The 11548-nt window shown below is 42.9% G+C and carries 16 protein-coding genes; 5 read left to right on the forward strand and 11 right to left on the reverse strand.

Annotation, left to right across the window (positions count from 1 at the left end):
• Nucleotides 1-9: 9 nt before the first annotated feature.
• The 7 genes from ACTWPX_RS00215 to ACTWPX_RS00245 form a co-directional block, all read right to left on the reverse strand.
• Nucleotides 10-1050, reverse strand: a complete 1041-nt coding sequence (locus ACTWPX_RS00215; protein WP_443118006.1) for a Gfo/Idh/MocA family protein — start codon at nucleotides 1048-1050, stop codon at nucleotides 10-12.
• The gene (locus ACTWPX_RS00220) at nucleotides 1047-2087 is read right to left on the reverse strand and encodes a Gfo/Idh/MocA family protein (RefSeq protein ID WP_443118007.1); all 1041 of its coding nucleotides are present in this window, start codon (nucleotides 2085-2087) and stop codon (nucleotides 1047-1049) included. The genes ACTWPX_RS00215 and ACTWPX_RS00220 overlap by 4 nt, the downstream gene beginning before the upstream one ends.
• A 14-nt stretch (nucleotides 2088-2101) precedes the next feature.
• Entirely contained in the window at nucleotides 2102-2824 is a 723-nt protein-coding gene (locus tag ACTWPX_RS00225) for a ThuA domain-containing protein (RefSeq protein ID WP_443118008.1), read from the reverse strand.
• 55 nt (nucleotides 2825-2879) lie between these two features.
• The gene (locus ACTWPX_RS00230) at nucleotides 2880-3917 is read right to left on the reverse strand and encodes a LacI family DNA-binding transcriptional regulator (RefSeq protein ID WP_443118009.1); all 1038 of its coding nucleotides are present in this window, start codon (nucleotides 3915-3917) and stop codon (nucleotides 2880-2882) included.
• Nucleotides 3918-3938: 21 nt separating this feature from the next.
• Nucleotides 3939-4763, reverse strand: coding sequence for a carbohydrate ABC transporter permease (locus ACTWPX_RS00235; RefSeq protein WP_443118010.1), 825 nt, complete (start codon nucleotides 4761-4763; stop codon nucleotides 3939-3941).
• On the reverse strand, nucleotides 4763-5623 hold the full coding sequence (locus ACTWPX_RS00240) for a carbohydrate ABC transporter permease (RefSeq protein ID WP_443118011.1): 861 nt from the start codon (nucleotides 5621-5623) through the stop codon (nucleotides 4763-4765). The genes ACTWPX_RS00235 and ACTWPX_RS00240 overlap by 1 nt, the downstream gene beginning before the upstream one ends.
• 215 nt (nucleotides 5624-5838) lie before the next feature.
• On the reverse strand, nucleotides 5839-7152 hold the full coding sequence (locus ACTWPX_RS00245) for an ABC transporter substrate-binding protein (protein WP_443118012.1): 1314 nt from the start codon (nucleotides 7150-7152) through the stop codon (nucleotides 5839-5841).
• A 358-nt stretch (nucleotides 7153-7510) separates the two neighbouring features.
• Here ACTWPX_RS00245 and ACTWPX_RS00250 point away from each other — a divergent pair, with 358 nt between their 5' ends.
• Entirely contained in the window at nucleotides 7511-7951 is a 441-nt protein-coding gene (locus tag ACTWPX_RS00250; RefSeq protein ID WP_443118013.1) for an Hsp20/alpha crystallin family protein, read from the forward strand.
• Here ACTWPX_RS00250 and ACTWPX_RS00255 read toward each other — a convergent pair.
• Complete coding sequence (locus ACTWPX_RS00255) at nucleotides 7938-8393, reverse strand: Hsp20/alpha crystallin family protein (RefSeq protein ID WP_443118014.1); 456 nt, start codon at nucleotides 8391-8393, stop codon at nucleotides 7938-7940. The genes ACTWPX_RS00250 and ACTWPX_RS00255 overlap by 14 nt on opposite strands.
• A 43-nt stretch (nucleotides 8394-8436) precedes the next feature.
• Between ACTWPX_RS00255 and ACTWPX_RS00260 the strand changes: the two genes are divergently transcribed.
• Genes ACTWPX_RS00260 through ACTWPX_RS00270 form a run of 3 tightly spaced genes read left to right on the forward strand, consistent with a single transcriptional unit; the run spans nucleotide 8437 to nucleotide 9270 of the window.
• On the forward strand, nucleotides 8437-8637 hold the full coding sequence (locus ACTWPX_RS00260; protein WP_128525619.1) for a hypothetical protein: 201 nt from the start codon (nucleotides 8437-8439) through the stop codon (nucleotides 8635-8637).
• A 5-nt stretch (nucleotides 8638-8642) separates the two neighbouring features.
• On the forward strand, nucleotides 8643-8972 hold the full coding sequence (locus ACTWPX_RS00265) for a hypothetical protein (RefSeq protein ID WP_443118015.1): 330 nt from the start codon (nucleotides 8643-8645) through the stop codon (nucleotides 8970-8972).
• Between the two features lies 1 nt (nucleotide 8973).
• Nucleotides 8974-9270, forward strand: coding sequence for a hypothetical protein (locus ACTWPX_RS00270; protein ID WP_128525617.1), 297 nt, complete (start codon nucleotides 8974-8976; stop codon nucleotides 9268-9270).
• Here ACTWPX_RS00270 and ACTWPX_RS00275 read toward each other — a convergent pair.
• Genes ACTWPX_RS00275 through ACTWPX_RS00285 form a run of 3 tightly spaced genes read right to left on the reverse strand, consistent with a single transcriptional unit; the run spans nucleotide 9255 to nucleotide 10017 of the window.
• The gene (locus ACTWPX_RS00275; RefSeq protein WP_443118016.1) at nucleotides 9255-9476 is read right to left on the reverse strand and encodes a hypothetical protein; all 222 of its coding nucleotides are present in this window, start codon (nucleotides 9474-9476) and stop codon (nucleotides 9255-9257) included. The two genes, ACTWPX_RS00270 and ACTWPX_RS00275, sit on opposite strands and share 16 nt — an antisense overlap.
• 50 nt (nucleotides 9477-9526) lie before the next feature.
• Nucleotides 9527-9772, reverse strand: coding sequence for a hypothetical protein (locus ACTWPX_RS00280; RefSeq protein WP_443118017.1), 246 nt, complete (start codon nucleotides 9770-9772; stop codon nucleotides 9527-9529).
• A gap of 56 nt (nucleotides 9773-9828) precedes the next feature.
• Nucleotides 9829-10017: a hypothetical protein gene (locus ACTWPX_RS00285; protein ID WP_128525614.1), complete on the reverse strand. Its 189-nt coding sequence runs from the start codon at nucleotides 10015-10017 to the stop codon at nucleotides 9829-9831.
• 347 nt (nucleotides 10018-10364) lie between these two features.
• On the opposite strand from ACTWPX_RS00285, the gene ACTWPX_RS00290 reads away from it, so the two are divergent.
• Nucleotides 10365-11126 (forward strand): sugar phosphate isomerase/epimerase family protein, encoded by a 762-nt coding sequence (locus ACTWPX_RS00290; protein WP_443118018.1) that lies wholly within the window; start codon nucleotides 10365-10367, stop codon nucleotides 11124-11126.
• Nucleotides 11127-11548 lie beyond the last annotated feature (422 nt).

Consider the following 11548-nt stretch of genomic DNA (forward strand, 5'->3'; position numbering starts at 1 on the left):
CGCTCTTTTTTAGTTTAATTTCACACTTGAACCTTTTTGACTGCTTTCATAAATGGCTTCCATCAACTTCGTCACTTTGAGCGCCTGCTCTGGTTCAACGATCAGTTCGTCTTCTCCTAGACAACTATCCACGAAGTTGCTCGCCTGGAGAAGCCCAGGACTTGGCTCACCTTCTCTGATTTTTGCCGTACTATCAAGAAGCGCTCCATATTTCGCTTGATAGAGTTCAAAGGGATAGACACTGACTCCACCGTCCACACCAGATATGGTCAATGAGGTATGGTCTTCTTTGATATTGGCAGCCCATGAACATTCGAACTGCATGGACTCCCCGTTTTCAAAGGTAATGTAACTCGTTACGTGATCATCTACATTGAAGGTTTCGTGATCGAAGGGCCCCCAATCATTGACTTGTCCTGGCGTTTTACTCAGGCGGTCGTATGTTTTCCCCATCACTTCTACAGGTTTCGGATCATCCAGCAGCCATAACGCTAAATCAAGTAAATGACACCCGAAATCGATCAAGCTGCCTCCACCTTGCAAATCTTTATTAGTGAAAACACCCCACCCAGGGACCTTCCGCCTTCGCATCGCTTGCACTCTCGTTACTAACGGATCACCGATTTCATTATTCAGCACCGCCTTTTTCGCAAGCTGAGCTTCTGGTGTGTAACGGTAGTGGTAAGCAATTGAAAGCAGGCGGTTGTTTCTCCTGGCCGCTTCCATCATGGCCTCACACTCTGCCGTTGTAATCGCCATCGGTTTTTCGCATAAAACATGGACACCTGCCTCGAGCGCAGCGATCGAGATTTCTGCGTGAAACTTATTCGGAGTACAGATGGTGACTGCATCCACTTCTTTGAACATTTCTTCGTACTCACTGAATACCTGTGGGATGTTATATTTCTCAGCCACTTTTTTCGCCCGCTCTTCGTTCACATCCTGCACTGCACTCAAAACGACTTTATCTTTTAATTCAAGGAAAGAGGGAATATGCCTCCCCTGGGCAATTCCCCCTACTCCGATCATTCCCATTCTTAACTGACTCATTTAGAAACCCTCTCCAGGCTGCTGATCTGTCTCGTTTCACCAGAACGAAGTGCGCCAAGGATGACTTCTAAGGACTTCAATCCTTCCTGTCCTGTAATCAATGGTTCTTTGTCATTAAGAATGCTGTCAACAAAATGATTGATGACACCGGTGTCACTCTGCCCGCCATCTTCATTCGACTGGATCTTTCCTAATTGATAATTGACCGTGTCTCCATTCGTATATTGAGCGACAAGAGAGTAGACTGGATCATCTTCTAAACGCAATGTTCCTTTCTCTCCATAAATGACGGTCGAGTTGTCTTCTTGCGGGTTATATGCCCAGCTTGCCGCCATCGTACCTACAACGCCGGACTCTGAACGGAGAATACAAACCGCGTTATCATCAACCGTGATCTTATCTTTCGCATTGTTTTCAATAAAACCTGCAACATCGACGAATTCTTCACCGAGGATGTAACGAAGCAAATCCGCTTTATGTACTCCGAGATCCCCCATGGCACCGATGAATGCCTGATCTCTTTTGAAAAACCAGCTATCTTCTCCTTCAGCACTCCAACCTTCCGGACCACCATGGCCGAATGCCGTACGGAAACTGTACACTTTTCCGAGAGAACCGGATTCAATCAGTTCTTTCGCTTTTACATGAGACGGTACGAACCGCTGATTGTGGGCAATCATCAATTTCCGCCCATTCTTTTCAGCTGCCTGGATCATTTCTTCCGCTTCCTCTTTAGAGGTGGCCATCGGCTTTTCACAAAGGACATGGGATCCAGCGTTCAGAGCAGCAATCGACACAGGTGCGTGCAAATAGTTCGGCAAACAAACACTCACAGCATCTACAGTCTCTTGGTCTAAAAGTTCTTCATAGCTTGTGTAGGATTTTGCTTCGTATTTTTGAGCAATTTCTCGTGCGCGTTCCTCCACGATATCGCAAACGGCTGTGATTTCCACATGATCACTAGCCTCATATTCTAACAAGTGACGATTTTGAGCAATGCTTCCACAACCGATTACAGCAATTTTTAGTTTTGTCATTTTGAAAAGCTCCTTTACGATTTATTTGAAATTTCTTCTAAAGGTTGAGCATTCCCATAGACAGGTGTAGGTGTTTCGGTATTGTTCACCCATTTCACACCATTTCTAATGACTGTTTGCACTTCCTTGTTGTAATAAGTCGGATATGTTTCGTGTCCAGGTCGGAAATAAAAGACTTTCCCTCTCCCGCGTCGGAAGGTAGCACCACTCCGGAAGACTTCCCCACCTTCAAACCAGCTGAGGAAAATCAATTCATCCGGTGTCGGGATATCGAAGTGCTCGCCATACATTTCTTCTTTTTCAATTTCAATAAATTCGCCGATTCCTTCTGTTATCGGGTGTGTCGGTTCGACGACCCAAATCCGTTCTTTCTCGTCTGCTTCACGCCACTTCAAATCACAGGAGGTACCCATCAGCTTTTTGAACGGTTTTGAGAAATGCGCCGAGTGAAGGACCACAAGTCCCATTCCGTCAAGGACACGCTGTTTCACCTTTTCAGCGATTTCATCTTCCACTTCATCATGAGCCTTATGTCCCCACCATACGAGGACATCCGTGTCAGCAAGCACTTCGTCTGTGAGACCATGTTCCTTCTCATCTAATGTCGCTGTTTTGACATTTCCGTGGTCTTCTCCTAAGAATTCAGCAATGGCCCCGTGGATCCCCTCAGGGTAAATATCTCCAACGACCTGGTTTTCTTTTTCATGACGGTTTTCATTCCATACGAGTACATTCATGTTCATTCCCCTTTTCTCTTTATTCATTCACTTTTCCTTTTAATCTGAAAAACTATTACTCTTGCGGGTAAATCCACCGTTCTTTGCAGGATTCCCTTTCGACGATCACTGTCGGGATAATGACGCTTTTTTTGATCATATCCGGACGATTTAGTAAATCGATCAAATTCCGAGCGGACTCATGCCCAAGTTGTATGGACTGTGTATCAACAGTAGTCAGCGGAGGGTTGGACAGTTGGGCGATCATCGTATTGTTGAAACCGACGATGCTCATGTCCTCGGGCAGCTTCACACCTCTTGCTGCCAAAGCACGCATGACAAGCAGGGCATTGTAATCATCTGTAATCACTAACCCTGTCGGTGGATCAGGTAAGTCCATCAATTCCTTCACCACTTCATCTGCATCTACTTTTCCGGGATGTATGTTTTTCCGTAATTCTTCATTCGCTTTGAGATTATGGTTTGATAAGGCTAATCTGAATCCTTCTAAGCGGTCCCGTGCCACTTCATAATGCGAATCTCCACCAATGAACCCGATTTTTTCATGGCCAAGAGCAATCATATACTCCGTCACATCTTTACTGGCTTGAATATTGTCGTTGTCGACGAACATCGTTTCACTGGCACGATCAACTGGTTTGCCGACCATGACAAAAGGAAATTCACATTCCCGCAAATAAGGGACGACTTTGTCATCTTGCCGGGAATAGAGGACGATGACTCCATCAACCCTCTTGCCCTGAACCATTTTTACAACTTCCTGGTAAATGGCTTCCTCTGTATTCCCAGTCGTCAAATAGATGCTGTAATCACTTTCATGACATGCATCACTGATTCCCCTCAACAATTCTGAAAAAAAAGGATTTTCAAAGGAATGCACGGATGAAACTTTTGTGACGATACCAATCGTCTGCGTTGATTGGCTCACCAGCACCCGCCCATTGTAGTTAAGGTGGTAGCCAAGTTCATCCATCACTTTCCTTACTTTCCGTTTCGTCTTTTCGCTGATCCGCGGGCTGTCCGAAATGACACGAGAGACCGTAGATGGAGCGACGTCCGCCTTCTTGGCAACGTCTTTAATCGTTACAGACACGTTGATCTACTCCCTCCGTACTTATTTAACAGCTCCTTCTGATACGCCATTGATAATTTGTTTCTGTGCAAAGAAATATCCGATGATAACCGGAAGAATGGCGATGGTCAAGCCTGCCAGTGCTAAATGCCACTGCTTCGTGTATTGGCCGAAGAAGTAGAACATCTTCAATGGAATTGTAGCATTCGATTCACTCAGTACAAGGGAAGGAAGTAAATAATCATTCCAAATCCAGATGACATTCAAAATGCCGACAGTCACAGAAATAGGCTTTAACAATGGAAAAATAATATACCAGAACAACTGGAAGCGGTTTGCTCCATCAATAATCGCCGCTTCATCCATTGACTTCGATACGCCTGTCATCGCCCCGTGATAAAGGAAGATCGACAAACTACATCCAAAACCTAAGTACATAAAGATCAGGCCACCTGCATTCAACATATTCGCTTGGCCGAAGATCGAAACAAGCGGAATCATGACAGATTGGAACGGAATTAACATTGCAGCGACAAATATGAAAAACATGATGCCGCTCATTTTACTTTTGTTCCTGGCCAGTGCATAGCCAGCCATCGAAGAAAACAGGATGATGATGGCGATGCTGAGACCTGTGATCAACACGGAGTTGAACAAAGACTTCAGAAACGCAAGGTCGATGAAAGCCTCGACAAAGTTTGCGAAAACAGGTTCTTCTGGAAACCCAAGCACCCCGCTGAAAATGTCGCGTTTCGTCTTGAAAGCATTCACAATCATTAAGTAAAAGGGAGCCAGCCAGATCAGGCCAAGCAGAAGGCCGAGAATTTCAATAGAAATCAGATTTCTCTTTTCATTGTTCTTTTTCATTACATCTCAACCTCCCGCTTCTTGTTGTAATACACTTGGGTCATTGCAATTACAGCCACGATCAGGAAGAAAATGACGGCTTTCGCCTGGGCATACGCCATTTGGTTATCAGAGAATGCCGTTCGCACAATTTCCATTGCCACCATCTGTGTGGAGTTGAACGGACCACCATTTGTCAGCGATAAGTTTTGGTCATATATCTTGAAAGCCATAGACAGCGTCAAGAACATACTTACAGTGAATGCTGGTGCCACTAGAGGGAACGTAATGTTTTTAAAACGTTGGAAACTGCTTGCTCCATCAATTTTGGCTGCTTCAATCAACTCTTTGGGGATGTTTTCCAAATATGCAATGTAAATGATCATAATGTAACCGGCCATTTGCCAAGCTGTCAAAATGACAAGTCCCCAGAAACCGGTATTCGTGGTCGACAACCAGCCATTCAAGCCTTCAATGCCTGTCAAACCCGCAATATCCCCGAATACACTGATGAAAATGAACTGCCAGATAAAGCCTAGAATCAGACCACCAATCAAGTTCGGCATAAAAAATACGGTACGCAGCAAGTTGCTGGACTTAATATTGCGTGTTACTAACAGAGCTAAACCAAGCCCCATGATATTTAATAAAATGACCGTAACGATAGCGAATTTCACGGTAAACCAAATGGAACTCATAAATTCATCTTCCTGGAACAGGTTGATGTAATTTTCAAAACCTAAAAATCTGTCAGCCGTTATCCCGTTCCAATCGGTGAATGAATAGAAAAGACCATAAAAGAATGGGATGACGACAACAATTCCCAAGCCGAGAATAACAGGGGTCAAAAACAACCAAAATGCTAAGCTGCGATTCTGCATGTCCAACTCCTCCAATACTGTATACGGAACTTAGTCCGTGAGTGTGTGATATCGATTTCATACCTGGTTAAAACAAAACATCTCATCCATTAACATACCTGACTATGTAAATATTTTAATAGAGGAGATATTTTGTAATTTCCAAAACAATCGCGCCTTGGCCAGCTGCGCCAAGAAACCCTGGCAGGTCTCTTGGCTGCTGTACCAACTTCTATTTATTGACGGGACTCTTCCCAAGCTTTTGTAGCTTTTTGTTCTACCTCATCCCAAGTGATGTCACCTGCGATGTACTCTTGCATGGCTACACCCAGAGCACCTTCCGTCCATCCAGTAGGAGCACCTAAGAATACCCAGCCAAGTGTATTTCCTTCTTTCGCATAGTTATAAATCTCTTGGGAAATCGGATCTGCGATTTCAAGATCTTCATAACCTTCGTAAGCTGGAATGAACTTGAACTCTTCCGTTACGAATTTTTTACCGGTGTCAGATGTGTACATCCAATCAAGGAAATCTTTACTTGCTTGTACAACTTCATCGTCAGATTCTTTGTTTACTACCCAGTAGTTCGGTACGCCTACAGGGATACTTCCTTCATAACCTTCAACTGGAATAGGAAGAAGCCCTACGTTGTTTTGAGCAAATTCAGGATCCATGGATTCGATCGTGTTATACACCCAGTTTCCTTGTTGAATCAACGCGACTTTACCTAGAGAGAAATTCTCCTCAACTTGTTGTGAATAGTCCAGGCTCAACGTCGGTTGTACAGAATACTCATTTTGGAGATCTGTGAAGCGTTTCATCTGGTCGCCCATAGCGAATTCTACTGTATCCGCTTCATATGCTTCCATCACACTATGGTTGAACTCATCTGCTAAATAAGCGTTAGCCAGGTGGTTACCCATTACCCATTTTTCTTTGGCAGGGAAAGCGAATGGTGCGTCAATTCCCAGTTCATCTTTTTGGGAATCCAATGTTTGAACCGCTTCTTCCAACGCTTCAAAAGTTGTGATTTCATCAGGATTGATACCTGCTTCTTCAAAAACCTGCTTGTTGTAAAGCAATCCATATCCTTCCTGGTTGAATGGAAGTCCCAGAACTTTGTCGTCACGTGAAACACCTGTCAGTGTACCTTCCAAAGCGGCATCTGCAGCTGCTGTATCTGATAAATCTGCTAAGTAACTTTCGTATTCATCTACGTCTGTCGGTCCGCCAACGTTAAAGATGTCCGGCTCTTCTCCGGATGAAAAGGATGTCTTCAAGGAAGCACCATAATCGTTACCTCCCCCGACAGTTTTCACATTGATGTTGACATCAGGGTTCTCTTCTTCGTACTTGGATACCAATTCTTCAAATTGCTCTTTGAATTCGACTTTGAATTGGAATACATCAACCGTTACACTTTCTCCTGAAGATCCGCCTGTGTCTGAATCACCGCTGCTTTCATCGGAACCGAAAGAACATCCCGCAAGAGCAACAGTTGAAGCTAACAAAGCTGTCGCAATACCCGAGTAAAATTTGTTTCTTTTCATCTCATCCACTCCTATAAATTTATTAATCAATGAATCCGCTTACATATCACCTTTTTAAAAATGAGTTTCTAATACGCCTGTGCAAATACATGCGCATACGTTTGCACAACTGACATTTTAAAAACTCATTAGCTTGTACATAAATGAGTTGGAAAATAGCTATAAATTATAAGTGAATACGTTTGCATAAAATTCATTGATCAGTGAAGTTGAATAAATCATAACACGCAGATATGACAAATACAACATCATTTTCAAATAATTCTATAAATAGAGAGCGCTTTCAACACATACCGAACTCGCCTTATGCATGAACAAAGGGTTTCTCACATACTTTTAAATCATGAGGTGAGAAATCATGAAAAAGAAAAGCGCTAAGTTGGACTGGGAGGCTTTCTCTGAGAATGTCGAAAAGGTATTAGGAGAAGATTTTTGGAACGACATGCACCATGTCATCCCAAAGAGAGGTCCTTCTTATGACTTTTTCGAAACCGAAGAACAGGGCGTGATTGTCATTGAACTGCCTGGTCTCACTAAGGAACACCCCCTCCATTTGACCCAGGAAGGCACTCATATCATTGTTCAGGGCGAAATCCTCTACCCGTATCCTGTACCCCATGAAAAATTACTTCACAATGAAAGGTTGATCGGCAAGTTCAAACGGACCATACCGATTCCTTTTCACTTTTCCTTTGAAGATGTCATTACCTCATACAATGAAGGCTTGCTTGTCGTCACAATATATAAACAGCACAAAAACAATGAAATCATCGTTCAACTAGACCCTAATAATGAATGAAAATTTCTTTTTCGTCCGAATGTTTTTTCGGCAGCCTGACTTCGATCACTCCATCATTATATTGAGCATGGATATTTCTACGGCTTGTTTGAGCAGGCAGGGCGATGGCTATCCTTTCCTGGGATATCCCATCAGCAAACAACTTCCCATTCCCAACAGCAAGACGGATGGACTCGATATCTATTTCTAAAGGGACTTGTATTTTGACAATCACTTCATTCATTAATTCAATCACTTTATGTTCGGATGTTTCTTTCCTCCCCATTTGAAAGGGAGTATTTCCTTTTTGTGAAGGCGAAAAAGCCTCTTCAATCGACTTCTGCACAAAATCATTCATCTTTTTCATATCAGCCATCGGGTCAGAAAATGTATTTCCCCAAGGCGCCTCTCCTTGCTCCCCTTTATTTCCTGATGGGTTGAACCAATTCATAAAGTCTTTCATGCTTACCTTTTCCTTTCATACATTAGTGATAGGAGGTGACATCATGTGCCGAATCATCTTTGAGAACTTATCCGTCGATCGAGTATCCAATTCATCAGGTATCTTTTCAGGCACTAACGCCCAGTCCAAATTCAAAGCTGAACAAACTAAATTTGAAGGAAATGGAAGAGTTGTCGGCGATCGAAATACCCTCCAGGCTAATAGACACTTAGTGATCAAGAAGCCGGATTCACAGGGAGAATAGCCGGTATGTTCTTCTTCAAAAAACGCCCGAAACCTTCCGTGAACGTTGATGAATTATACAAAGAAATCACAAAGCTTAAAAAAACAATTCAAGAAATGAGTGGAAACGAGAAAAACATTGAGTATCATTTTCACTTTGATCAAGTGGATGTCCATGAGCCCACCCTTGAACAGCTCACTTTCCAATTAGATCACCTGGATATTGAAGAACTCAGTGGTGCACTGAATATGGGGAACAACTTCGGTGTCCATGTCAAACCTAAAGATTCATCCCCTCCTGAGTTAAAAAATACGAAGGATGGGTTCAAGTTCACCTTCAAATCAAAGGAGGACTAATATGCCCTTATTATCTCCGAATTTCTTCATAGGTAATATCCGAATCGGCACGATCGAAAATGCTTCTTGTTTGAATATGGGGAATAATGTGCCGAACGGATTTGAAAGTCACCAAAAGTTAAATCAAGGATTCGGTACGGTCCATGGTGATGGGAATACGCTTGAAGGGTTGCGGTCAATCCTGAGTGATTCAGCTATTCTGGATATGATGATGACAGACAAAGAGCATGACATCCCTGATTGGGTGGAATCCATGATAAAAAGGAAAATGGAAAACGAGGGTCAATCAGAAGAATGACCTCCTCCATTTTCCTTTTTTTGTTTAGAGCCGCCGTTTTCTTTCCTTATCGGCATATCTACCATATCCTCATCATGGATGACATTGATATTATAGGCCAAGATGTTAGCTTCTCCCACAACGGTTCCTAACGCAGCATTATGCTTTTCATGTGTATCCCACTGATTTTGGGTATTGGGACCGACAAAAATACCAGAATTGTTCATGATCTGGTTTACGTAGATGGAATCAAACTGTATATTGATGTCCTCGCCCCCTAATATTGAATGTTCGGCTGAGGGTTATTTATCGTAGGGTTATAGAAAGGTGTATCTGCTAAATCATTGTCAATAATCGTATTTACATTATTAGTCGCTATGAAAAAACCGACGGTAAGACCTGCTGCATTATTATTTTTCCCTTGCCAGGACCAGTCCGGTTGATTATTTTGACCAGTTGAGATACTCGCATTATCATTGAGTGAATTCACTGCAATCTGATTGAACACTACGGATACGGGCATTCAAGTTCACCTCACCTTTTGTTGTGATATCCTATTCTTTAAACGGAGTAATGTGCCTAACCCTCTGAAGACCATGTACTTCTCACTTCCTGATAAAATTCGTAGCAGTCGTGACACAGAACAATGGTTATGCTGTGCCGGTCTGTCACTGAAATCATATCCTCACCTCTCAATTCGATTTTACACTTCCAACAAACTGAGCTGATGTTTCTCATTTCCTTCAGTTTCTCTTCAATAGAACTCATCTGTCCCCTCCCCCTTTCTTATCAATAGTTTAAAGGAATTTTCCAAACCAGACGAATAGCCGAATATCAGAAACATCCACCCAGAGATAAGAAGTTTATGATTTTTCTATAGGAAATTTTGCCGTTTCAGGAGGAGAATTGACGCTCAATAACTAACTTTGTAATAAACCAGTATTAAAAGCGCAAGCGCCCTGATCAGCCTCGACAAGCTTAAGAACAAACGTAAAGTGAAGCGGTCTTCTTCACTATACGATTGGACTTAAGACCTCGAGAGGCTGGGCGCTGGAGCTGGATGGATCAAAAGCGTTTGATGGATTTCTTTAATCAGTGTTAAAAGGGGAGATTAGATGAGTAAGATACCGTTCGCCGTTCAACTCTACACATTACGTAAAGAAACAGCAGAAGACTTTGCCGGCACACTGCGCAAAGTCGCTGATTTAGGGTTTGAAGCTGTAGAATTTGCTGGTTTTGGAGAAATGACCGCCAGGGAAGTCAAAAACCTTTTGGACAAGTTAAATTTAAAAGCCGCAGCCAGTCATGTACCTCTAGAGGAATTGAAGAACCATTTACCTCAAGTATTAGAGGACCAAAAAACGATCGGGAGCAGCTATGTGGTATGTCCTTTCATTGAAAAGCGTCAGGAAGAGGATTACCGGACTTTAATCAGGGATCTTAATGACATCGGCGAAGCCTGTCAAAAAGAGGGCATTACTCTTTGCTATCATAATCATGATTTCGAATTGGAATCCTTTAAAGATGGCCGCAAACCATTGGATATGATTTTTCAAGAGACGGATGAAGATAGAGTGAAAGCCGAGTTTGATATATACTGGCTGCAAAAAGCAGGCGAGCAGCCTTCTGAATGGATCGATCGCTACAAGGGAAGGGCTCCCCTTATTCATTTGAAAGACATGACACTTGATGAAGAGCAATTTTTTGCTGAGTTAGGGACAGGTGGTGTTGATTTAGATACCATTTTTGTTTTGGGCGAAAAGGTTGGGGTCAAGTGGTGGATTGTCGAGCAGGACGAAAGTCGCACAAGCCCTCTTGAGAGTCTTGAGGTCAGCATGAATTACCTGAAGGAGAAGTTTCCACATTTACAGAAATAAAGGCTTTGTTAAAGGTTGCAGTTGATTTTTCTTATGAGAGTTATTCACTTATATGGCAGGATTCTTAAAGACTCTATTTCGAGATAATGGGTTTCGTTTCCTAATATGGTGTAGGGGTGGCTTTGAAACAACTCGTCCAGTTCCATTGCCCAGACACTCGCGTCATAAGCAGAACATCAAAGGAACGAAAAAGCACATTCCGTTGATGTTCTGCTTATGCCAGTCGTGTCTTCCAGGGCAATTCCGCATTTGAACACTTTCCTGCGGGGGAGTCTCGTCATTTCATAGCCACCCCTTTCAACATGGAATGAACGAACCCTGCGAGATGAGTCTTAAGCTCTAGAAGAAAGCGTCCTCCAGTACAATTCTCACGCAAGACCTTTCCTTCACTTGGTGGAAAAAACCCACACTTAAGCGCTGGG

The sequence above is a fragment of the Halobacillus sp. H74 genome, assembly GCF_052246715.1.
Taxonomy (GTDB): Bacteria; Bacillota; Bacilli; order Bacillales; family Halobacillaceae; genus Halobacillus; species Halobacillus litoralis_A.